This window comes from Pseudactinotalea sp. HY158 (assembly GCF_009660225.1).
Classification (GTDB): domain Bacteria; phylum Actinomycetota; class Actinomycetes; order Actinomycetales; family Beutenbergiaceae; genus HY158.
On sequence record NZ_CP045920.1, the window covers coordinates 1,634,325 to 1,657,424 of the forward strand.

Below are 23,100 nucleotides of genomic sequence, written 5' to 3' on the forward strand. Positions count from 1 at the left end.
ACCGATCGACGACGTCGTCGCCCGGCGCGGCCGGGCGCGTTTGACTGCATGATCCCCTTCTCCTGTTGGTAGAACGCATGTAGCGTTCATGCATGACGCACCTGCAGATTCGTGACGTTCCGGACGAGATCCGCATCGTCCTCGCCGAGCGTGCGCGCGAGCGTGGGCAGTCGTTGACCATGTACCTCCGAGAGATCGTTGTGCGGGAGGCGTCGTTCGCGGGGAACCGTGCACTGATCGATGACGTCGTCGCCCGGCGCGGCCGGTCGAGCCTGACGACCGAGGACGTGCTGGCTGCCCGGGACGCCGAACGCAACCGATCGTGATCGTTCTCGACACGTCGGTCGCGGTCCTGTTGTTCGGTGATCCAGGACTGGACCCACGTGTCACAGACTCCACCGAGATGATGCGGGGCTATCCGGTAGCGGCAGGCTGAGAGGACAGCGCGGGCACGTGGTCACCCGCGGCGTGGCCGACCTCGAGCGCGATCCGCCCGGCGATGACGGCGCGCCCGCTATCCTGGCCGCTATGCACGCAGGTTCCAGGCTCGCCGCCGCGCGCGGCCGGCGTGGCCACACGGGCGAGCGCGTCCGGTGAGCTCGCTCGGTCCGGACTGGGTCCGGTGCGCGGACGGGGTGCTGTACCGCAGCGCCGCCCGCGTGCTGCTCTTCGACGACGAGGACCGGCTGCTGCTGGCTCGCGGTCACGACGCGGACGACCCCGGGCGCAGCTGGTGGTTCACGATCGGCGGCGGGATCGACCCCGGCGAGTCCCCGCGGGAGGCGGCCGTGCGCGAGGTCGACGAGGAGACCGGGATGCGGTTGGACCCGGCCGGACTGGTCGGACCGGTGCTGCGCCGCCGGGCGCGATTCGACTTCTTCGCCGAGACCGTGCGGCAGGACGAGGACTTCTTCCTCGCCCGCGCCGACGGCGAGACGACGCTGAGCCGGGCGGGCTGGACCGCGATCGAGCGCGACTTCATGGACGAACTGCGGTGGTGGCCGCTCGGGGAGCTCTCCGCCACCGCCGCCGAGGTGTTCCCGCACGGCCTGCCCACGCTCGCGGCCCGGTTGGCGCGCGGCTGGGACGGCACGCTCATCCACCTGGCCGACGACAACGACGACCAGCGCCCGGCCCCTCCGGGCGGCGAGCGGCGTCACGGGCCGTCGAACGGGTAGGATCGACGGCGGACGTCAGCCCGGCCCCCGCGCCCCTCGAGGCGGGTACCCGACCGGATCTGTGGGGCTCCGCGGGTCACCGCGAGTCGGCCCATCGATCGGTTCGGGCGCGCGGCCGGACCACGACAGCGAAGGAGATACGGCATGGCAGGTCACTCCAAGTGGGCCACGACCAAGCACAAGAAGGCGGCCATCGACGCGAAGCGCGGCAAGCTGTTCGCGAAGATGATCAAGAACATCGAGGTGGCGGCGCGCACGGGCGGCGGTGACCCGGCCGGGAACCCCACCTTGTATGACGCCATCCAGAAGGCGAAGAAGTCCTCGGTCCCGAACGACAACATCGACCGGGCCGTCAAGCGCGGCTCGGGTGCGGAGGCCGGGGGGTCCGACTACGACACGATCATGTACGAGGGCTATGCGCCCGGCGGCGTGGCGGTGCTCGTCGAATGCCTGACCGACAACCGCAACCGGGCGGCGTCCGACGTGCGCGTGGCGTTCACCCGCAACGGCGGAAACCTCGCCGACCCCGGCTCCGTCTCCTACCTCTTCCACCGCAAGGGCCTCATCGTCGTTCCGAGCGACGGCACGTCCGAGGAGGCGGTGCTCGAGGCGGTGCTCGAGGCGGGTGGCGAGGAGGTGACCGATCACGGCGAGTTCATCGAGGTCCTCACCGAGGCGACCGACGTCGTCCAGGCCCGGGTCGCGCTCCAGGACGCGGGGATCGAATACGACTCCGCCGACGTCGTCTTCCACCCCTCGATGGAGGTCGAGGTCGATGCCGACGGCGCCCGGAAGGTGCTCCGCCTCATCGACACCCTCGAGGAATCGGACGACGTGCAGAACGTGTATGCCAACTTCGACGCCTCCGACGAGGTCATGGCCGAACTCGAGGCGGAGTGATCGCGCCCGGAGCGAGCACGCCCGGAGCGAGCGCGACTCGGCGGCCTCGCTCCGGCCCCCGGGCGGGCGGCCGTGGCAGGCTGGTCGAATGCGGATCCTCGGCGTCGACCCGGGCCTGACGCGATGCGGCCTCGGCGCCGTCGAGGTGCGCGAGCGGCGGGTGCGGCTCGTCGACGTCGGGGTCGCCCGGACCACCCCCGAGATGCCGCTCGAGGAACGCCTCCTCGCCATCGCCGATGAACTGACGGCCTGGATCGCCCGACTGGAACCCGAAGCCGTCGCGATCGAGCGGGTCTATGTGGGCAACAACGTCAGTACCGTCTCGGCGACGACCCAGGTCGCCGGCCTGGCGATGGTCGCCGCCGCCCGCGCGGGCTGCGCCGTCGCCCTGCATACGCCCACCGAGGTCAAGGCGACGGTGAGCGGCTACGGCGGCGCGGGCAAGGCGCAGGTGCAGGAGATGGTCCGGCGGATCCTCGAGCTCGAGGAGCCGCCGCGGCCCGCCGACGCGGCCGACGCGCTCGCCCTCGCGATCACCCACGCGTGGCGAGGCCGGGCCGCGGCCCTCGACCGGGGCGGACACACCGCACCCGCCGTGGCCGCCGCCTCGACGATGACCCCCGCCCAACACCGGTGGGCCCGGGCGCGGGCGGCCGCCGAGCGGGCCTCCCGGCGCGCGCCGAACACATGAGCGAGCGCGATCGCCGTCCGTCCGGGACCGGTGGCCGGGCGCGTCGCTTGACGCGGGCGCCCGCGACCGCGGTACGGTGTCGTACAAACGTTCGGATGAATGAGGTGCCTCGATGATCGCGTCCGTGCGCGGCGATGTCCTGCGGATCGGCCTCGACTCGGTCGATGTCGACGTCTCCGGTCTCGGCTACCGGGTCTACACCACGCCCCACACCCTCGCGCAGCTGCGCCACGGTCGGGAGGCGGTGCTCGCGACCTCCCTCGTGGTGCGCGAGGAGGCGCTCACCCTCTACGGCTTCGCGGCCGTCGAGGAGCGGGACATGTTCGAGACCCTCCAGACCGTCTCCGGGGTCGGCCCCCGGCTCGCCCTGGCGATGCTCGCCGTCCACACCCCGGACGAGGTCCGCGGCGCGATCGACCGCGAGGACACCGCCGCGCTGCGGCGGGTCCCGGGCGTGGGGGAGAAGTCCGCCAAGCGGCTCGTGCTCGAGCTGCAGGGCAAGCTCGGAGCGCCCGCCGGTGACACGGGCGGGCCCGGTCCCGCCGCCGGCGCCGCGGCCGCGGTGAGCGCGGACGTGCTCGCCGCGCTCGAGGGCCTCGGCTGGAACCCGAAGGCCGCCGAGAAGGCCATCGCCGCGGTCACCGCGGACGGCCTCGACCCGGCCGACACCGCAGGCGTGCTCCGGGCGGCGCTCCAGGCCCTGGGAGGCACCCGTGGATGAGGCCCACCTGCTCGCGGCCGAGGCCGACGAGGTCGAGCGTGCGGCGGAGTCGGCACTGCGCCCCAAGCGGCTCTCCGAGTTCGTCGGACAGCCGGTCGTGGGCGACCAGCTGAGCCTCGTGCTTGAGGCCGCGCGGGCGCGCGGGCGCACTCCCGATCACGTCCTCCTCGCCGGTCCGCCCGGGCTCGGGAAGACGACGCTGGCCATGATCATCGCCGGCGAGGTCGGGGGCTCCCTGCGACTCACGTCCGGCCCGGCGATCACCCACGCCGGTGACCTGGCCGCGATCCTCTCCGGGGTCCAGGAGGGAGACATCCTCTTCATCGACGAGATCCATCGCCTGGCCCGACCGGCGGAGGAGATGCTCTACCTCGCGATGGAGGACTTCCGGGTCGACGTGGTCGTCGGAAAGGGCCCTGGGGCGACCTCCATCCCGCTCACGCTGCCCCCGTTCACGGTCGTCGGAGCCACGACCCGCTCCGGCCTGCTGCCCGCGCCGCTGCGCGACAGGTTCGGCTTCACCGGCCACCTGGACTTCTACTCCGCCGACGACCTGCGCACCGTGCTCACCCGATCCGCGCGGCTGCTCGGCGCCGAGCTCGACGAGCGCGCGGCCGCGGAGATCGCCACGAGGTCGCGGGGAACGCCGCGGATCGCGAACCGGCTGCTGCGGCGCGTGCAGGACTGGGCCCAGGTGCGCGGCACGGGCGTGCTCGACCTCGCCGCCGCCCAGGCGGCGCTCACCGTGTTCGAGGTGGACGCCCGCGGGCTCGACCGGCTCGACCGGTCCGTGCTGCACTCCCTGTGTCGACGCTTCGGCGGCGGGCCGGTCGGCTTGAGCACGCTGGCGGTCGCCGTGGGCGAGGAGCCCGAGACGGTCGAGACCGTCGCGGAGCCGTTCCTCGTTCGTGAGGGGCTGATCGCGCGCACCGCCCGTGGCCGCGTGGCCACCGACGCCGGCTTCGTGCACATCGGCCTCGTGCCGCCGGCCCGGGAGGGCACGCTCTTCGGTTGACGCGCCCCCGGTCGCGGCCGGGTTCCGTCCCCGAACCGCTGGCGATCCTCCTCAGCAAAGTGACGTAGACTCAGCCAGTCCGTGTTCACATCATGATGGAGTGACCAAGCCCCATGGGTCTTCATATTCTTGCCACCGCCCTTCCCAGCGCCCAGAACGGCGCGGCGACCGGAGCGGGTGCCGGCATGTTGCCGCTGCTGCTCATCGCGGTGGCCTTCATCGGCTTCATGATGTTCTCCAATCGTCGTCGGCAGAAGAAGAACGCCGACCAGCTCGCCTCACTGCGTCCGGGGGACAAGGTGCAGCTGAGCGGCGGCATGCAGGGAACCATCGTGAGTATCGGAACGCGTGAGGCCTTCGTCGAGGTCGCGCCGGGCGTCGTCGTGACGTTCGTGCCGCAGGCGATCATGGGCAAGCTGCCTGAGCCGTCGGTGGCCGACCTGGGGGAGATCGCCGACGAGACCGACGAGCCCGAGGCCGCCGAGCGGGACGCCGCCGGCCCGGACTCACCCACGAGCCCGGACTCGGCCCCGGGCGGCGCTGACAACGAATCCCGCTGACCCGCGGACCCGATCCGCTCGGTCCTGAAAGGCATACCGTGGCTACACGCCCTCCTGCGCAGTCCCGCCCGTCCTCACGCCTCATCCTGCTCGGCGTGCTCGTCGTGCTCATCTTCGGCTCCATCTTCGGAGGAACGAAGCTGTCCGACGCGTCGTGGTCGCCCAATCTCGCGCTCGACCTCGAGGGCGGCACGCAGCTGATCCTCACCCCGCAGACCGACGACGGCTCGCAGATCACCGACAGTGACGTGCAGCAGGCGATCGAGATCATCCGGCAGCGCGTCAACTCCTCCGGCGTCTCGGAGGCGGAGATCACGAGCCAGGGCGGCACCAACATCGTCGTCGCGCTGCCCGGCGAGCCGGACGAGGACACGCTCAACCTCGTGCGTCAGAGCGCCCAGCTGCGGTTCCGTGCCTTCCTCTACCAGGCGCCGCCCGGACCCATCGACCCGCAGGCGCTCGACCAGGCCCTCGCCGAGCAGGAGGAGGCGACCCAGGAGGCGAACCCCACCGACGGTACCGAGGGGACCGACGGTTCCGCCGATACGGAGAGCGCGGCCCCCGAGGAGGGGGCGGCACCGGCCGACGAGCCCGCGACGGAGGACGACGCGCCCTCGACCGAGTCGGGAGCCGCGCCCACGACGGCTCAGATCGACGAGGCGGCCCGCAAGGCGGCCGACCTCGACGGCGACGGCGAGATCTCGGACACCCCCACGACCGAGCCGACCTCCCCGAGCGACCAGGCCTGGATCACCGAGCAGGACTGGTACGACTTCTACACCCTCAACTGCACCGATCCCGAGAACCTCATCGGCGGCGGCGGGGACGATCCCGCCAAGCCGCTCGTCACGTGCGCCACGGACGGCAGTTCGAAGTACATCGTCGGCCCGATGGAGATCCCCGGGACCGACATCGCCAGCGCCTCCTCCGGGATGGCCTACAGCCAGGCGGGCGCGCCGACCGGCGAGTACGCGGTCAACCTCAAGTTCAACGCCGAGGGCACCGCGACGTTCAAGGAGATCACCGAGCGGCTGCGTCAGCCGGAGATGGTCTCCTCCCAGCGCAACCGGTTCGCCATCGTGCTCGACTCGCTCGTCGTGAGCGCGCCGAGCGTGAACGACGTCATCCCCAACGGGGAGGCGCAGATCACCGGCGGGTTCACCCGTGAGGCGGCGGCCACGATGGCCCGCCAGCTCAGCTTCGGTGCCCTGCCCATCCACTTCGAGGTGCAGTCCGAGGCGCAGATCTCGGCGACCCTCGGCTCCGAGCAGCTCCAGACCGGCCTCATCGCCGGCCTCATCGGGCTCGGCCTCGTGGTGCTCTACTCGCTGCTGCAGTACCGCGGCCTGGCGCTCGTCACGGTCACCTCCCTCACCGTGGCCGCCGGCCTGGTGTTCGGAACCATCGCCCTGCTGTCGTGGCTCATGGGGTATCGACTCTCCCTGCCCGGGGTCGCGGGGCTGATCATCGCGATCGGCATCACCGCCGACTCGTTCATCATCTACTTCGAACGCATCCGGGACGAGGTGCGCGAGGGCAGGGAGCTGTCCGCGGCCGTGGACCAGGGCTGGCTGCGTGCCCGCCGCACGGTCATCGCCTCGGACATGGTCAACCTGCTCGCGGCGGCGGTCCTCTACTTCCTCGCGGTCGGCAGCGTGCGCGGGTTCGCGTTCACGCTCGGGCTGACCACGGTCATCGACCTCGTCGTCGTGTTCCTGTTCACCCACCCGATCATGCGGGTGCTCATCCGCACCAAGTTCTTCGGAGGCGGTCACCGGTTCTCCGGACTCGACCCGGTGCACCTCGGTTCGAGCGTCACCGCCTACCGCGGGGCGGGCCGGGTGCTCAGCAGGGGTGAGCGCGAGCAGGCGTTGAGCATCGCAGAACGCAAACGTGCGGCACGCCAGCAGGAGGAGGCGATGGCGGGCGCCGTCGCCGGCTCCGACTCCGACTCCGACACGAAGGACGGTCAGTGATGGCTAGTTTCGCCCAGCTGGGGAACGACCTCTACACGGGGAAGCGCTCCTTCGACATCGTCGGCCGGCGCAAGACCTGGATGGTGGCCGCCGCCGGCCTCGTGCTGCTCTCGATCATCCTGCTCGTGACCGTCAAGCTCAATCCCGGGATCGAGTTCCGCGGCGGCTCCGAGTTCACGGTCTCGGGCGTGGCCACGACCGAGCAACAGCCGGCCTACGACGCGGTCGACTCGGTCGCCGAGGGGCAGCAGCCGCGCGTCTCCCAGGTCGGCGGCGACTCGATCCGGGTGCAGACCGAGGAGCTGACCGACGCCCAGACGACCGACCTGAAGGAGGCCCTCGCCGAGGCCTACGGGGTCGACGTCAACAGCGTGACGTCCTCGTTCGTCGGACCCGCGTGGGGCGCGGACGTGACCACCAAGGCGATTCAGGGTCTGGTCATCTTCCTCGTGCTCGTCACGCTCGTCATGGCGCTGTACTTCCGGCACTGGAAGATGGCCGTCGCGGCGCTCATCGCGCTGCTGCACGACCTCGTCGTCACGGTCGGCCTGTACGCGGGCGTGGGCTTCGAGGTGACGCCGGCGAGTGTCATCGGCTTCCTCACCATCCTCGGCTATTCCCTCTACGACACGGTCGTGGTCTTCGACAAGGTGCGCGAGAACACCGAGGGAGTGCTCGAACAGACGCGGTACACGTATGCCGAGTCGGCGAACCTCGCGGTGAACCAGACGATGGTGCGCTCCCTCAACACCTCGGTCGTGGGGCTCCTGCCGGTCGCCTCGATCCTGTTCGTCGGATCGTTCCTGCTCGGCGCGAGCACGCTGCGCGACATCGCCCTGGCGCTGTTCATCGGCCTCATCTTCTCCACCCTCTCCTCGATCTTCATCGCGACGCCGATCGAGGTCGCGCTGCGTCAGCGCGACCCGGCGATCGCGGAGCACACCGCGACCGTGCTCGCGAAGCGGGCAGCGGCCGAGAATGCCGCGGGGGAGGACGACGACGCCCCCGTGACGGTCGGCTCCTATGCCGGCGGCCTCCGCGCCGGAGCCCACCGGGGTCAGGCCGCCCAGCCGGTTCGTCGCAAGAGCCGCAGATGACCTCGAGCAGCTCCGACGCCGAGCTCGCCCAGCGGGTGCGCGGCCTCATCCGCAACGTAGCCGACTTCCCCGAGCCGGGGATCGTCTTTCGCGACATCACGCCGCTGCTGGCGGACGGGCCGACGTTCGGTGAGGTGATCGAGCACCTCGCCGACCGGTACCGGGGCCGGATCGACATGGTCGCCGGCGTCGAGGCGCGGGGCTTCCTGCTCTCCGCGCCGCTGTCGGCCGTGCTCGGGGTGGGAACGATGGTCGTGCGGAAGGCGGGCAAGCTGCCGCCGCCGACCATCTCCTCCGCCTACACCCTCGAGTACGGCACCGCCGAGGTCGAGGTGGCCGCCACCGTCGTGGTCCCGGGCCAGCGCGTGCTGCTCCTGGACGACGTGCTCGCCACCGGCGGCACCGCGGGGGCCGCCGCCTCGCTGCTCGAGCAGGCCGGCCTCGAGGTCTCCGGCATCGCCATGCTCATGGAACTGAGCGAGCTCGGGGGACGGGCCGCCCTCGGCGAGCACGAGGTCTATTCCGTCGTCACCTACTGACCGGGCGCGGCGACCGACCCCGCACCCGCTCGAATGGGCCGGGCCCGGGTGGGCGCGGGCCTATCATTGAGTGGTGAGCGAGGAACACGGCAGCACTGAGACCGACCCGGTCGTGCCCGGGTCGCGGGTGCGCTCCGCCCTCGTCTGGTTCGGGTCGCGCGGCGCCCATCCGACGCCGCCGGCGATCGAGCCGCTCATGCGCGCCCTGCGCGCGAATCACCCGAAGGCCGACGTCGCGCTGCTCGAGCGCGCCTACTCGGTGGCCGAACGCGCCCATCGCGGCCAGATGCGCAAGAGCGGCGATCCGTACATCACGCACCCCGTGGCCGTGGCGACCATCCTGGCCGAGCTCGGCCTCACCCCGCCCACGCTCGCCGCCGCCCTCCTGCACGACACGGTCGAGGACACGTCCTATTCTCTCGAGAGCCTGCGACAGGACTTCGGTGAGGAGGTCACGCTGCTGGTCGACGGCGTCACCAAGCTCGACAAGGTGACCTACGGGGAGGCTGCGCAGGCCGAGACCGTGCGTAAGATGGTCATCGCCATGGCCCGCGACATCCGGGTGCTCGTGATCAAGCTCGCCGACCGGCTCCACAATGCCCGCACGTGGAAGTACGTCTCCTCGGACTCCGCCTCCCGCAAGGCCCGCGAGACCATCGAGATCTATGCCCCGCTGGCCCACCGGCTCGGAATGAACACGCTCAAGTGGGAGCTCGAGGACCTCTCCTTCGCCACCCTGTACCCGAAGGTGTACGAGGAGATCGTCCACCTCGTGGCCGAGCGGGCCCCCGCCCGGGAGGAATACCTCGCGGTCGTGCGGGACCGGATCAGCGAGGATCTGCGCGTGGCCAAGATCAAGGCCACGGTGACCGGGCGGCCCAAGCACTACTACTCCATCTATCAGAAGATGATCGTGCGGGGCCGCGACTTCGCCGATATCTACGACCTCGTGGGCGTGCGCGTGCTCGTCGACTCGGTCCGGGACTGCTATGCCGCGCTCGGGGAGATCCACAGCCAGTGGAACCCCGTGCCGGGCCGGTTCAAGGACTACATCGCGATGCCGAAGTTCAACATGTACCAGTCGTTGCACACGACCGTCATCGGCCCGAACGGCAAGCCGGTCGAGATCCAGATCCGCAGCTTCGACATGCACCGGCGCGCCGAGTACGGGGTCGCCGCGCACTGGAAGTACAAGGAAGCGGGCCGGGCCGCGGGCGGCAAGGGCGAGGCCGAGGCGGATTCGATGCCGTGGCTGCGCCAACTCGTGGACTGGCAGCGCGAGACCGCGGACCCCGGGGAGTTCCTCGAATCGCTCCGCTTCGAGATGTCCGGCGCGCAGGTCTTCGTCTTCACCCCCAAGGGCGACGTCATGTCACTGCCCGCGGCGGCCACCCCGATCGACTTCGCATACGCGGTGCACACCGAGGTCGGCCACCACACGGTCGGGGCCCGCGTGAACGGCCGGCTCGTGCCCCTCGACTCGACCCTCGAGAACGGCGACACGATCGAGGTCTTCACCTCCCGGTCGGAGTCGGCGGGGCCGAGCCGGGACTGGCTCGCGTTCGTCAAGAGTCCGCGCGCCCGGAACAAGATCCGGCAATGGTTCACGAAGGAGCGCCGCGACGAGGCGGTCGAGACCGGCAAGTCCCTCATCGCCAAGGCGCTGCGCAAGCAGAACCTGCCGATCCAGCGGCTCCTCAAGCCCGAGAACCTCGTCGGAATCATCCAGGAACTGCCCTACCGCGACGTCACCGGCCTCTACGCGGCCGTGGGCGAGGGGCACATCTCGGCCGCGAACGTCGTCACCCGACTCGTGGGCAGCCTCGGCGGCGAGGAGGGGGCGGAGGAGGACCTGGCCGAGGCCACGCTCCCCGGCCGCCCGAGCCCCCGCTCGAGCTCGGCGGGCCCGGCGGTGCTCGTCTCCGGCATGGACGACACGGACATGTGGGTCAAGCTCGCCCGCTGCTGCACGCCCGTGCCCGGCGACGACATCGTCGGCTTCATCACCCGCGGCTCGGGCATCTCCGTGCACCGCTCGGACTGCTCGAACGTGACGGCCCTGCGGCGGGAACCGGAGCGGTTCATCGGGGTGGAGTGGACCTCCTCGACCACGAGCGTGTTCCTCGTGAACATCCAGGTCGAGGCGCTCGACCGGAGCGGACTCCTGTCCGATGTGACGAAGGTACTCACGGAGAATCACGTGAACATCCTCTCGGCGAACGTGGCCACGAGCCGCGACCGGGTGGCGGTCTCACGGTTCCTGTTCGAGATGGCCGAACCCTCGCACCTGGGTCACGTGCTGCGCGCCGTGCGCCAGATCGACGGCGTCTTCGACGTCTTCCGGCTCACCGGCGCGAAGCCGAAGGCGCTCGTTCCCCCCGAGGACTGACCACGTCCGGGGACGCCCGCTCGCGGAGCGGGCGCCCCCGGAATGTGGGCCGGTGTCGGCAGGTGCCGGCTGGATTCAGCCGGCGTCCTCGGCGGCGCGGAGCACCTGTTCGAGCCACGCCTCGCGAGCGACGAGCGCGTCCTGGGCCTGGGTGATCCGGCGTTCGTCGCCGCCGGCGCGGGCCTTGTCGAGGTCGCTGCGCAGGTCGGCGATCGCGGCCTCGAGCTGGGCCGCGGCCCCCTCCGCGCGGGCCCGCATCCGCGGATCCGTGCGCTTCCACTGCGATTCGTCGGCGTCGCGGACCGCCTGTTCGACCGCGCGCATCCGCGCCTCGGTGCTCTTGAGGTCGTCGCGTGGGACCCGGCCGGCCTCCTCCCAGCGATCCTGCAGGCCGCGCAGCGCGCTCTTGGCGGCGGCGATGTCCGTGACGGGCACGAGCTTCTCCGCCTCGACGAGGATCTCCAGCTTGACCTGGAGGTTCGCCCCGTATTCGGCGTCCGTGGCCGCGTTCTGCTCCTGGCGTGCCTGGTAGAACGTGTCCTGCGCACCCCGGAACCGTGCCCAGAGGGCGTCGTCGTCCTTGCGGGAGGCGCGGCCGGCCGCCTTCCACTCGTCCATGAGGGAGCGCATCGCCGCGGACGTCGCGCCCCAGTCGGTCGAGGTCGCGAGCTCCTGTGCGCGGGCGATGAGTCGCTCCTTGGCCTCCTTGACCTGTCCGTGACGGCGGTCGAGCTCGGCGAAGTGCTGGCGGCGATTGCGGTCGAAGGTCGAGCGTGCGGCCGAGAACCGCTTCCACAGCTCGTCCTCGGCGGCCCGGTCGAGACGGACCTCACCGCGCTGGGCGGCCTTCCACTCGTCGAGCAGGGCGCGCAGCTGTTCACCCTGGGCGCGCCACTGCACCTTCTCGGGTGCGAGCGCGGCGAGGGCCTCGGCGCGCTCGACGATCTGGGTGCGCAGCGCGTGGGCCTGGGCGCGCGCTGCCTCCCGCTCGGCGGCGAGGGCGGCCTTGCGCTCCGTCACGCGGGCGCGCAACTCCTCCACCCGGCCGCGCAGCCCCTCGAGGTCACCGACGACGGCGGGCTCGACGAGCGCCTCGACCAGGGTCTGCAGGCCCTGGTCGAGGTCGCGCGCGGAGAGCTGGTCGAGGCGGGTGGCGAACAGCGTGACCTGCGCCTCGAGATCGAGGAAGCGGCGGATGTAGAGCGCGAGGGCCTCCTCCGCCGTCACGTCCGGGTACTGCCCGATGACGCGTTCGCCCCCGGCCTCGAGCAGGCTCACGGTGCCGTCGGGTGCCACCCTGCCGAACGCGGCCGCGGCCGCGAAATCGGCGGGATCGATCCGGGTCTCGGCCTCCGACGCGGCCGACGCGGCGGCACCGGCCGGGGCGGAGGCGACGGGGGTGCCCGGGGTGGCGGTGACCGCCGGGGCGGCCGGCTTGACGGCCTTGGCCACCATCGCGGGGGTCGGCACGGCCCGCGGCGGGGCGGGGCGGGCAGCGGGAGCGACCGGCACAGCGGGCACGGCCGGTTCGGCGGCGTCGGCGAGTGGAGCGTCGGTGACCGCGGGCTGCTCGACGGCTGCGTCGGGCTCCTGCGCGGGCACGTCGGCCTCGGGCTGGGTGGCAGGGGTCTGTTCGGTCACGTGATCTCCATACTTTCAATGATGACGTCGTTCTTCGGACGCCCGTCCGAAGAACCGTCGACGGTCCCGGCCGCTCCGATCTGCCGCAACACGTCCAATCCCGAGGTGATCGTACCCATAACGGTATAACCACCGGCGGCATCGTCCGGCAACGGCGTATCCTCGAAGACCAGGAAGAACTGCGAGCCCATCGAATCCCCCTGGCCGCCGACCCGGGCCATCGCGACCGTTCCGGCCGGATAGATCTGGTCGGTGGGGGCATTCTCGATCGGACCGAAGGAATACCCGGGCCCCCCGGTGCCCGTGCCGGTGGGATCGCCGCACTGCAAGAGCGCCGAGGGCAGGAGGCGATGGCAGGAGGTGCCGTCGAAGAACCCCTCCTCGGTGAGGAACTCGAAGCTCGCGACCGCCTGCGGGGCGGCGTCCGCGTCGAGGTCGAGGGTGAGGTCGCCCTGGCTGGTCTGAACGATCACCTCGGCGTTGCGGGCCTCGGACGGCGGCGGCGGCGCGTCGTATCCCGGCGCCTCGGTCGTGGGGGCGGTGTCGGCAGTGCCGGTCGTGTCTGCAGTGTCATCAGGGTCGGAGTAGCCGACCGCGGTCGGCGTCGGGGAGGCGCCCTCCCCGGGGCCGTCGCCGTCGAGCTGGTTCACCACGATCACGAGCGCGAGGACGACGCAGATCACCACCGCGGTCACGATCACCGTGCGTCGGCGTCGGGCACGGACGGCCCGCTCCCGACGTTCCTCGGCCTTCTTGGCGCGCGCGCGCTGCTGAGCGCGCTCCCGTTCCTTGGACACCCGACCTCCTCGTAGCCACCTCAGCGCATCAGTCTAGGCAGTCCGCGGGTGGGTCCGAGACCGCTGCGGGTCACGGTGTGGTCACGGCGGGCCCCCGGGGCCGGGCGTGTTCCGACGGTTTCGTCGTGGTGTGGAAAGCTTGTCGCATGAGCAGAATCGCGCCCTTGTCCGGATTCCCCGAATGGTCCCCAGCCGAACGCGTCGTGGAATCCCATATCCTCGACACGCTGCGGCGGACCTTCGAGTTGCACGGATACGCCGGGATCGAGACCCGCGCGGTCGAACCGCTGGACCGGCTCCTCGCCAAGGGGGAGACCTCGAAGGAGGTCTACCTGCTGCGCCGGCTCCAGGGCGCCGACGAACCCGATGAGCCCGACGCCACGTCGGACCGGGGCACCGCCGGGGACACGCTCGGGCTCCACTTCGACCTGACGGTGCCGCTCGCACGATACGTGCTGGAGAACGCCGGCCGGCTGGCCTTTCCGTTCCGCCGACACCAGATCCAGAAGGTGTGGCGCGGCGAGCGCCCACAGGACGGGCGCTACCGGGAGTTCTGCCAGGCGGACATCGACGTCATCGGCGACGGCACCCTGCCGTTCCATTACGAGGTCGAGATGCCGCTCGTCATCGCCGACGCGTTCGCTCGACTGCGCTCGATCGGCGTGCCGGCGATCCGGATCAGCGTGAACAACCGCAAGATCTGCCAGGGCTTCTACCAGGGCATCGGGCTCACCGACGTCGACGGCACCCTGCGCACGGTCGACAAGCTCGACAAGATCGGCCCGGACGCGGTCGGTGAGCTCCTGCGGGCGGAGCAGGGGGCGACGGCCGAGCAGGCCGAGGCCGCCCTCGCGCTGGCCGCGATCTCGGGCGCGGACACCTCGGTGGTCGATCGGGTCCGCGCGCTCGGCGTGACGAACGACCTGCTCGAGGAGGGGCTGGGAGAGCTCGCCCGGCTCATCGACGCCGCCATGGTGCGTGCCCCCGGTGTCATCGTTGCGGATCTGAAGATCGCCCGGGGCCTCGACTACTACACCGGCTCCGTCTACGAGACGACGCTCGTGGGCCACGAGGGCCTCGGGTCCATCTGTTCCGGTGGCCGATACGATTCGCTGGCCACGGACGGCAAGCGCACCTATCCCGGCGTCGGGATCTCGGTGGGCGTCACCCGGCTCGTCTCGCGCCTGCTGGGCGCGGGCCTCGTGACGGCGACCCGGTCCGTGCCGAGTGCCGTGCTCGTGTCGGTCTGGCACGAGGACTCCCGGCCCCGCAGCGAGGAGATCGCCGCGGCCCTGCGGGCGCGGGGCATCCCGTGCGAGGTCGCGCCGACCGCCGCCAAGCTCGGCAAGCAGATCCGCTTCGCCGACCGGCGGGGCATTCCGTACGTCTGGTTCCCCGCGCAGGACGCGGCCGGGACCGGCGAGGTCAAGGACATCCGCTCGGGCGACCAGCAGCCGGCCGACCCGAGCGTGTGGGAGCCGGCCGCGGCCGATCTGTGGCCCGGGGTGCGCGCCGGCGACGCCTGATCAGTCGCGAATCAGTCGCGAATCAGTCGCGGGTCAGTCGCGAACCCACCGAATCGGTGCGGGAAGGGCCGCGGCCGGCCGCGGCGCTCGAGGAGCGCCGCGACCGGCCGCAGTGTCAGTGTCGGTCAGTGTCGGTCAGTGTGGGTCAGTGTGGGTGAGTGTCGGTGAGTGGGGGTGAGAGTGGGAACGAGCCCGACTGCTCAGCGATCCGCCCAGCTCTGGCGTCGTTCGCCGGCGCGACGCTCGCCCCCGTGAGTGTTCGGGCGACGGTTCGCCGACCAGGACTCCCGGCTCCGCTCCCGGCTTCGGGAGGAACGATCGAAGTCGCGGGGGGCGCGGCCCGTGTCCGCCCGCAGACGCAGCGGCTTGCCCGCGACCATGGCCCGGTCGAGCCGGTGGAGCTGATCGGAGTCGAGGTCGGCCGAGATCTCCACGAGCGAGAAGGTCGAGTTGATCGTGATCTTGCCCAGATCGGAGCCGCGCAGCCCGGCCTCACCGGTGACGGCCCCGACGATCCCCTCCGGCCGCACGCCGTGATTGCGTCCGACGCTCACCCGGTACACGGTGCTGCCCGCGAACCGGGTGCCGCGGTCCCGTCGATCCGGACGATCCGAGCGATCCGGGCGACTCTGCCGGTCGAAGCGCCCGCGGTCCTCGCGTCCCGAGGACGCCGATGACGCAGGGGACCGGTCGAACCGGTCCGTGCGGTCGAAGCGCTCGGTCTCGCCCGCGCGGGACTCGCGGCGGTCGTGCTCGATTCGGCGGGGACCGGAGTCGCCGACGCCGGCGGCCACGAGGGCGGCGGCGACGTCGAGCAGGTCGAGGGACGACTCGGCCACGAGGGTGGTGAGCTGCTCCCGGTAGGACTCGAGTCGGCCGGAGCCGATCCGCTCGGGCACCGCCGCGAGCACGGCGCGCGCCTTGTGGGCGCTCACCTGGGCCGGGGAGGGCACGGCGGTCTCCACCAGCTTGGAACCGGTGACCTTCTCGATCTGACGCAGCCGGTGGGCCTCCTTCGGCGTGAAGAAGGTGAAGGCGGTGCCGGCGCGGCCGGCGCGGCCGGTCCGGCCGATCCGGTGGACGTAGGCCTCGACCTCGCGCGGGACGTCGTAGTTGACCACGAGGCCGATCCGCTCGACGTCGAGTCCGCGGGCGGCGACGTCGGTCGCGACGAGCACGTCGAGGCGGCCCGACCGGAGCCGCTCGACGATGCGCTCCCGGTCGCGCTGGGCCACGTCACCGCTGATGGAGGCGGCGTTGATCCCCTGGGCGCTCAGCTGCGCGCCGACCTCGTCGGCGTCCTTGCGGGTGCGCACGAAGATGATCGCCGCCTCCGCCTCGGTCGTCTCGAGGATCCGGCCCAGGGCGCCGACCTTGTGCCGGAAGGGCACGACCGCGTACTGCTGGGTGATGGTGCGGGTCGCGGAGGTGACCGGCGAGGTGGTCACCTCGACCGGGTCGTGCATGTGGGTGCGGGCCACGCGGCGGATGGTCGCGGGCATGGTGGCGGAGAAGAGCGCCGTCTGCCGGTCGCGGGCGGCGCCGGCGAGGATCTGGTCGACGTCCTCGGCGAAGCCCATGCGCAGCATCTCGTCCGCCTCGTCGAGCACGACGTAGCGCACCGTCGACAGGTCGAGGGCGCCGCGCTCGATCATGTCGATCACGCGTCCCGGCGTGCCGACCACGACCTGCGCGCCCCCGGCGAGTCCGCGCAACTGCGGGCCGAAGGGGGAGCCGCCGTAGACGGGCAGCACCTCGATCGCGCGATCGCCGAGCTCGGCCACGGCATCGGCGACCTGCATGGCGAGCTCGCGGGTCGGCGTGAGCACGAGGGCCTGGACCTGCCGGAGGTCGGCGTCGACGCGGGCGAGGAGCGGCAGGCCGAAGGCGGCGGTCTTGCCCGTGCCCGTCTGGGCCACGCCCACGACGTCGGAGCCGGCGAGCAGCACCGGGATCGCCTGGATCTGGATATCGGTCGGAGTGGTGAAGCCGAGGGAGGCCACGCGATCGAGCGCAGCAGTGGACAAGCCGAGATCGGCGAATGTGGTCACAGGTGACACCGTTCTTATGGAGGGGGAGCGAGGACCGGAACAGGTCCAGATCCGCTAAGGCCCACACAGTTGACTGGTGACACAAGGACGGGCGAGCGGCCGGCTCCGAAGCTGTCCAAGTCTATGGGGCCGGCGGTCCGATTCCCAGGGAGGGGCGCTGTGCTGCTCGTCACCACCGGCCCGTTCGCGGCGTGAATCGGGGTCGGTGGCACACCGTAGGATGAGGCCCGGCAGATTCAGGGCACTTCGAGAGGACTCCCCGTGTACCGCACCCACGAGGCCGGCACGCTCAGTGCCGGGGACATCGGCACGACCATCACCCTCGCCGGGTGGGTGGATCGCAGGCGTGACCACGGCGGTGTGGCGTTCATCGATCTTCGGGACGCGAGCGGGATCGCCCAGGTCGTCATCCGCGACGACGAGGTGGCCCACCCGCTGCGCTCGGAGTTCGTGCTCTCCGTCACGGGCGAGGTCGCCCGCCGGCCCGAGGGGAACGAGAACCCGAACCTGCCCTCCGGGCAGATCGAGGTGATCGCGGCCGAGGTCACCGTGCTCAACACCTCCGCCGCGCTGCCCTTCCAGGTCTCCACGGCCCTGGAGGAGAACGTCACCGTCGGCGAGGAGGCCCGGCTCGCCCACCGCTACCTCGACCTGCGCCGGCCCGCTCCGGCGCGCGCCCTGCGCCTGCGTGCCCGCGCGAACCGGGCGGCCCGGGCGGTGCTCGACGACGCCGGCTTCGTCGAGGTCGAGACCCCGACCCTGACCCGGTCGACGCCCGAGGGCGCCCGGGACTTCCTCGTGCCCGCCCGGCTCGCGCCCGGATCGTGGTACGCGCTGCCACAGTCCCCGCAGCTGTTCAAGCAGCTCCTCATGGTCGCCGGCATGGAGCGCTACTACCAGATCGCCCGCTGCTACCGCGACGAGGACTTCCGCGCCGACCGCCAGCCCGAGTTCACCCAGCTCGATGTGGAGCTGAGCTTCGTGGAACAGGACGACGTGATCGAGCTGGCCGAGCAGGTGCTCGGGGCCCTGTGGGAGCTCATCGGGTACACGATCCCGACCCCGATCCCGCGGATCACGTTCGCCGACGCGATGCGCCGCTTCGGCACGGACAAGCCGGACCTGCGCTTCGACCTCGAGCTGGTCGAGCTGACCGACTACTTCGCCGACACCCCGTTCCGGGTGTTCCAGGCCCCGTACGTGGGCGCCGTCGTCATGCCCGGCGGCGCGGGCCAGCCCCGGCGCGCCTTCGACGGCTGGCAGGAGTGGGCGAAGCAGCGCGGCGCGAAGGGCCTCGCCTACGTCACCGTGGCCGAGGACGGAACCCTCGGCGGGCCCGTGGCCAAGAACCTGTCCGAGGAGGAACGGGCCGGGCTCGTGGCGGCCACCGGTGCCTCCCCGGGCGACGCGGTCTTCTTCGCCGCCGGCGGCGAGACGGCCTCCCGGGCGCTGCTCGGCGCCGCGCGGGTCGAGATCGCCGAGCGCACCGGCCTCATCGACCCCGACGCCTGGGCCTTCACCTGGGTCGTCGACGCCCCGCTGTTCAAGCCGACCGGCGAGGACGACGACGTGGCCGTGGGGGAGGGTGCGTGGACCGCTGTCCACCACGCCTTCACCTCCCCGACGCCCGAATGGATCGACACCTTCGAGCAGGACCCGGGCGCCGCCCTGGCCTACGCCTACGACATCGTGTGCAACGGCAACGAGATCGGCGGCGGCTCCATCCGTATCCACCGCCGGGACGTGCAGGAGCGCGTGTTCGCGGTCATGGGCATCGACGCCGCGGAGGCGCAGGAGAAGTTCGGGTTCCTGCTCGAGGCCTTCGCCTTCGGCGCGCCGCCCCACGGCGGCATCGCCTTCGGCTGGGACCGCATCGTCGCCCTGCTCACCCACTCGGAGTCCATCCGCGACGTCATCGCCTTCCCCAAGTCCGGCGGCGGTTTCGATCCGCTGACCCAGGCGCCCGCGCCCATCACGGCGCAGCAGCGCCGCGAGGCCGGCGTCGACGCCCGGCCCAAGGGGGAACAGGCCGCCGCCGCCGGCGGCGGAACCGGATCAGCCCGGGCGGGAGCGGCGAGCGCGTAGCCCGCTCGTGTTCACCCGCCTGGGCGAGGCGATCGCCCGCCGACCGAAGATCACCGCCGTCAGCTGGCTCGTGGCCACCGCGGCGCTGCTGTTGCTGGCGCTCACCGGGGTCGCCGGGCAGGGCCTGTTCGACCGACTCCACTCCGGCGAGCCGAAGGTGCCCGGGTCGGAGAGCGACATCGGTCAGGAGCTGCTCGCCGAGCACGCGACCTCCTCGGAGACCCTGACGCTGCTCACGTGGGACGTCGACCTGAGCGATCCGGCCGAGCTCGCCGGCCCGATCGGGGTCTTCCACACGAAGGTGTTCTCGCTCGAGGACGTCGTCGGCGTCGTCGACCCGTTCGTCTTCCCCGACGGCCTCGAGGATCCCCGGGCGGCCGCACTCGTCTCCGCCGACGGCTTCCTCGCGAGCGTCTCCCTCGCACCGGACCTGAGCTCGGCCGAGCAGGCCGCGGCGCACGACGAGGTCGTCGCCGAGATGGACGGACTGCTCGAGGACCTCGGCGCGCAGGGCATCGTCTCCTCGGAGTCGATCATGGTCGAGGACATCATCGGCCAGCTCCAGCAGGACCTCCAGACCGGGGAGGCCGTCGCACTGCCGATCTCCCTCGTCATCATGGTCATCGTCTTCGGCGGCTTCCTCGCGGCGGGTATGCCCCTGCTCGGGGCGCTCGCCTCGATCGCCGGCGGGCTCGGGGCGTTGTGGGGCTTCTCCTACGTGCTCGAACTCGACAGCGTCGTGGTCAACGTCGTGACCGTGCTCGGGCTCGGGCTCTCGATCGATTACGGCCTGCTCTTCGTCAGTCGATACCGTCAGGAACTCCGGGCGGCGATCGCCGGCGAGGACGGCCGGCGCCGGCGGCGGCAGGACCCGGCGGTCTCGGCCGCGATCGCCGCAACGATGGCGACGGCCGGGCGGACCGTCACGTTCTCGGCCATCACCGTGGCGATCTCGATCGCGGGGCTCATGCTGCTGAGCCCGGAGATCCTGCGCTCGCTCGGTGCGGCCGGCGTCTCGGTGGTGCTCATCGCCGTGCTCTCCTCCCTCACCCTCGTCCCGGCCGTGCTCACGCTCCTGGGCCGGCGCATGGCCAGGCCCTCGGCGCTCACCCGGGTGCCCGGGCTCGGGGCCGCGCTCGGGCGCTTCGGCGACGTGCCCCCACCCACCGGCGTCTTCTCCCGGCTCGCCGGCCTCGTGCAGCGGCGGCCCTGGTGGACCCTCGGGATCGTGACCGTCGTGCTCGCCGTGCTCGCGGCCCCGACCCTCTCGATGGAGATGCGCAACTCCACCACCGAGCTCCTCCCCTCGGATTCGAGCCAACGGGAGTTCATCGACCGGATCGAGGCCGACTTCCCGGCCGCAGCGAGCCCGCAGCTCACCGTCGTCGCGGAGGCCCCGATCGCGGCCGACCTCGCCCGGGAGATCGGCGGGATCGCTCACGTCACGCGGGTCGGCGAGCCCGCGGACCTGGGGGAGGGGTACGCGACCATCGGGGTGCACCTCGACGTGACCGACGCCGGCGGCGACGAGGCGAGCGACGTCGTCCGCACGATCCGCGACCTGCGCGAGGGCCCGGTTCCCGCGTCGGCCGGTGAGTTCTGGGTCGTGGGTCAGGCGGCCAACCAGATCGACTTCAACGCCGCGCTGGCCGACGGCCTGCCCTGGGCGGTGGGCATCGTCGTGCTCGCGACGTTCCTGCTGCTGTTCCTCATGACCGGATCGCTGCTCGTGCCGGTCAAGGCGCTGGCGATCAACGTGCTCTCGCTCGGGGCGAGCCTGGGCATCACCTCGTGGATCTTCGCCGAGGGGCACCTCGAGTCCCTCCTCGGCTTCACCTCCGCCGGGGGCCTGGAATCCTATGTCGTGGCCGTCGTCGTGGCCTTCGGGTTCGGGCTTGCGATGGACTACGAGGTCTTCCTCCTCGCCGGGATCAAGGAGCTCCACGACGCCGGGGCCGACAACGACACCGCGGTCCGGGACGGGCTGCAGCGCACCGGCCGGATCATCACCTCCGCCGCCCTGGTGATCATGGTCGTCTTCGCGGGCTTCGCCTTCGGGGACCTGCTCGCGATCAAGGAGGTCGGGATCGCCCTGGCCGTCACGGTGCTCGTGGACGCGACCCTCGTGCGGATGCTGCTCGTTCCCGCCACGATGACCCTGCTGGGCGAGTGGAACTGGTGGGCCCCCGCCCCGCTGCGCCGGCTGCACGCCCGGATCGGGCTGCACCACTGAGACTCGCATAGGCTGTGCGGCGTGGATCTGTTCGAGGCCGTCGCGACCGACGACGCCGGCGTGCCCCTGGCCGACGCGCGGGCGCCGCTCGCCGTGCGGATGCGGCCCGCCGACGTGACCGAGGTCGTCGGTCAGGGGCACCTGCTCGGACCAGGATCCCCGCTGCAGCGGCTCATCGCCCGGCCGACGCCCGGGGCGCTTCCGCCCGCCTCCGTCATCCTGTGGGGCCCGCCCGGGACCGGGAAGACGACGCTGGCCTACCTCGTCGCCCGCACCTCGGGGCGCGAGTTCACGGAACTGTCCGCGGTGACCGCCGGCGTCAAGGACGTGCGCGCCGTCGTCGACGCCGCCCGACGCCGCCTCGCCACGAGCCGGGGCGGCGCCACGGAGACGGTCCTGTTCATCGACGAGGTGCACCGCTTCTCCAAGACGCAACAGGACGCCCTCCTGCCCGCGGTCGAGAACCGCTGGGTCACGCTCGTGGCCGCCACGACCGAGAACCCGAGCTTCTCCGTCATCTCACCGCTGCTGTCCCGCTCGATCATGCTCACCCTCCAGCCCCTCACCCCGGAGGACCTCGACTCGCTCCTCACCCGGGCCGTCGCCGATGCCCGCGGGCTCGGCGGCCGGGTCGAGCTCACCGACGAGGCGCGGGCGACGCTCCTGCGACTCGCCGGCGGGGACGCGCGCAAGTCGCTCACCATCCTCGAGGCGGCCGCGGGCACGGCCCTGTCCGGGGTGCCGGCGACGGCCGTATCGACCACGGCGACACCCGTGAGCACGGCGGGCGACGGCGGCACCGGTCCCGCCCCGGCCCGGATCGGCGTCGAGGACGTGGAGAAGGCCATCGACGTCGCCGCCGTGCGCTACGACCGGGCCGGGGACCAGCACTACGACGTCATCAGCGCCTTCATCAAGTCGCTGCGCGGCTCGGACGTCGACGCCTCCCTGCACTATCTCGCCCGCATGGTCGCGGCGGGGGAGGACCCCCGATTCATCGCCCGTCGGCTCGTAATCGCCGCCTCCGAGGAGGTCGGCATGGCCGACCCGACGGCCCTGCAGACCGCCGTCGCCGCCGCCCAGGCCGTCGCCCTCATCGGCATGCCCGAGGCGCGGATCGTGCTCTCGCAGGCGGTCGTGCACATCGCGACCGCGCCCAAGTCGAACGCCGCCTATCGCGCGGTCGACGCCGCCCTCGCCGACGTCCGGGCCGGCCGGAGCGAACCGGTGCCGCTCCATCTGCGCGACACCCACTATGCGGGAGCGGACGGCCTCGGCCACGGGGAGGGCTACCGGTACGCCCACGACGCCCCCCACGCCGTCGCCGAGCAGACCTACCTGCCGCCGGGCCTGGCGGACCGGCGCTACTACGAGCCGAGCGAGCGCGGCTACGAGCGCACGATCGGGGAGCGGCTCGGGCGGATCCGTTCCCTCCTGCGACCCGCCCGCGGCGGCGACGAGGTGACCAAGAACACCCCGGGTGACGGGCCTGCTCGCGGCGGGGGCGCCGTCCCCACGCGGTGATGCGGTAATCTATCGGGGTCGCCCACCTGGGCGCAGGGCCATGCGCTGTCGAACAGCTGTCGAGCAGCCGTCGAACAGCCGTCGAACACCGCCATGGACCCCTGGGGTCTTAGCCGCTACGAGTGGACCCCACCCCGGCCCCCGGAACCACCGGGACCCGTCGCCGGGGTGACGTAG

Annotated in this window: 18 protein-coding genes; 15 read left to right on the forward strand and 3 right to left on the reverse strand. The window is 71.8% G+C overall.

Features of this window, described 5'->3' with window-relative positions; genetic code table 11:
• The first annotated feature begins 92 nt into the window (after positions 1 to 92).
• The 11 genes from GCE65_RS07280 (at position 93) to GCE65_RS07330 (ending at position 11,066) form a co-directional block, all read left to right on the forward strand.
• Entirely contained in the window at positions 93 to 326 is a 234-nt protein-coding gene (locus GCE65_RS07280; protein ID WP_153877915.1) for a hypothetical protein, read from the forward strand.
• Between the two features lie 267 nt (positions 327 to 593).
• Positions 594 to 1,178 (forward strand): NUDIX hydrolase, encoded by a 585-nt coding sequence (locus tag GCE65_RS07285; RefSeq protein WP_153877916.1) that lies wholly within the window; start codon positions 594 to 596, stop codon positions 1,176 to 1,178.
• A 144-nt stretch (positions 1,179 to 1,322) separates the two neighbouring features.
• Positions 1,323 to 2,078: a YebC/PmpR family DNA-binding transcriptional regulator gene (locus GCE65_RS07290; protein WP_152818171.1), complete on the forward strand. Its 756-nt coding sequence runs from the start codon at positions 1,323 to 1,325 to the stop codon at positions 2,076 to 2,078.
• Between the two features lie 88 nt (positions 2,079 to 2,166).
• A complete protein-coding gene (ruvC, locus tag GCE65_RS07295; protein WP_152818170.1) occupies positions 2,167 to 2,769 on the forward strand; it encodes a crossover junction endodeoxyribonuclease RuvC in 603 nt (200 codons plus the stop codon).
• A gap of 112 nt (positions 2,770 to 2,881) precedes the next feature.
• Positions 2,882 to 3,490 (forward strand): Holliday junction branch migration protein RuvA, encoded by a 609-nt coding sequence (gene ruvA, locus GCE65_RS07300; RefSeq protein WP_153877917.1) that lies wholly within the window; start codon positions 2,882 to 2,884, stop codon positions 3,488 to 3,490.
• Positions 3,483 to 4,505 (forward strand): Holliday junction branch migration DNA helicase RuvB, encoded by a 1,023-nt coding sequence (gene ruvB, locus GCE65_RS07305; RefSeq protein WP_153877918.1) that lies wholly within the window; start codon positions 3,483 to 3,485, stop codon positions 4,503 to 4,505. The genes ruvA and ruvB overlap by 8 nt, the downstream gene beginning before the upstream one ends.
• 113 nt (positions 4,506 to 4,618) lie before the next feature.
• Entirely contained in the window at positions 4,619 to 5,065 is a 447-nt protein-coding gene (gene yajC / locus GCE65_RS07310; RefSeq protein ID WP_152818168.1) for a preprotein translocase subunit YajC, read from the forward strand.
• 38 nt (positions 5,066 to 5,103) lie between these two features.
• On the forward strand, positions 5,104 to 7,041 hold the full coding sequence (secD, locus tag GCE65_RS07315; protein WP_153877919.1) for a protein translocase subunit SecD: 1,938 nt from the start codon (positions 5,104 to 5,106) through the stop codon (positions 7,039 to 7,041).
• Entirely contained in the window at positions 7,038 to 8,138 is a 1,101-nt protein-coding gene (gene secF / locus GCE65_RS07320; protein WP_153877920.1) for a protein translocase subunit SecF, read from the forward strand. Before secD ends, secF begins: the two co-directional genes overlap by 4 nt.
• Positions 8,135 to 8,677: an adenine phosphoribosyltransferase gene (locus GCE65_RS07325; RefSeq protein ID WP_153877921.1), complete on the forward strand. Its 543-nt coding sequence runs from the start codon at positions 8,135 to 8,137 to the stop codon at positions 8,675 to 8,677. The genes secF and GCE65_RS07325 overlap by 4 nt, the downstream gene beginning before the upstream one ends.
• A 73-nt stretch (positions 8,678 to 8,750) precedes the next feature.
• Positions 8,751 to 11,066, forward strand: a complete 2,316-nt coding sequence (locus tag GCE65_RS07330) for a bifunctional (p)ppGpp synthetase/guanosine-3',5'-bis(diphosphate) 3'-pyrophosphohydrolase (protein WP_228760161.1) — start codon at positions 8,751 to 8,753, stop codon at positions 11,064 to 11,066.
• A gap of 75 nt (positions 11,067 to 11,141) precedes the next feature.
• On the opposite strand, the gene GCE65_RS07335 is transcribed toward GCE65_RS07330, so the two are convergent.
• Together GCE65_RS07335 and GCE65_RS07340 are read right to left on the reverse strand one after the other, a co-directional pair.
• A complete protein-coding gene (locus tag GCE65_RS07335) occupies positions 11,142 to 12,707 on the reverse strand; it encodes a DUF349 domain-containing protein (protein ID WP_152818164.1) in 1,566 nt (521 codons plus the stop codon).
• Positions 12,704 to 13,504 (reverse strand): peptidylprolyl isomerase, encoded by an 801-nt coding sequence (locus tag GCE65_RS07340; RefSeq protein ID WP_153877922.1) that lies wholly within the window; start codon positions 13,502 to 13,504, stop codon positions 12,704 to 12,706. Before GCE65_RS07340 ends, GCE65_RS07335 begins: the two co-directional genes overlap by 4 nt.
• A 146-nt stretch (positions 13,505 to 13,650) precedes the next feature.
• Here GCE65_RS07340 and hisS point away from each other — a divergent pair, with 146 nt between their 5' ends.
• Positions 13,651 to 15,030, forward strand: coding sequence for a histidine--tRNA ligase (gene hisS / locus GCE65_RS07345; protein ID WP_153877923.1), 1,380 nt, complete (start codon positions 13,651 to 13,653; stop codon positions 15,028 to 15,030).
• A 200-nt stretch (positions 15,031 to 15,230) separates the two neighbouring features.
• Here the strand turns inward: hisS and GCE65_RS07350 are convergent, their stop codons facing one another.
• Positions 15,231 to 17,081 carry a DEAD/DEAH box helicase gene (locus GCE65_RS07350; RefSeq protein WP_228760162.1) on the reverse strand — a complete coding sequence of 617 codons (1,851 nt, stop codon included), beginning with the start codon at positions 17,079 to 17,081 and terminating at the stop codon, positions 15,231 to 15,233.
• Positions 17,082 to 17,342: 261 nt separating this feature from the next.
• Here GCE65_RS07350 and aspS point away from each other — a divergent pair, with 261 nt between their 5' ends.
• From aspS to GCE65_RS07365, 3 genes are read left to right on the forward strand one after another with little or no spacing between them, the layout of a single operon-like run.
• Positions 17,343 to 19,166 (forward strand): aspartate--tRNA ligase, encoded by a 1,824-nt coding sequence (gene aspS / locus GCE65_RS07355; protein ID WP_153877925.1) that lies wholly within the window; start codon positions 17,343 to 17,345, stop codon positions 19,164 to 19,166.
• A gap of 7 nt (positions 19,167 to 19,173) precedes the next feature.
• Positions 19,174 to 21,399: an MMPL family transporter gene (locus tag GCE65_RS07360; protein ID WP_153877926.1), complete on the forward strand. Its 2,226-nt coding sequence runs from the start codon at positions 19,174 to 19,176 to the stop codon at positions 21,397 to 21,399.
• A 21-nt stretch (positions 21,400 to 21,420) separates the two neighbouring features.
• Positions 21,421 to 22,923, forward strand: coding sequence for a replication-associated recombination protein A (locus GCE65_RS07365; RefSeq protein WP_153877927.1), 1,503 nt, complete (start codon positions 21,421 to 21,423; stop codon positions 22,921 to 22,923).
• Positions 22,924 to 23,100 lie beyond the last annotated feature (177 nt).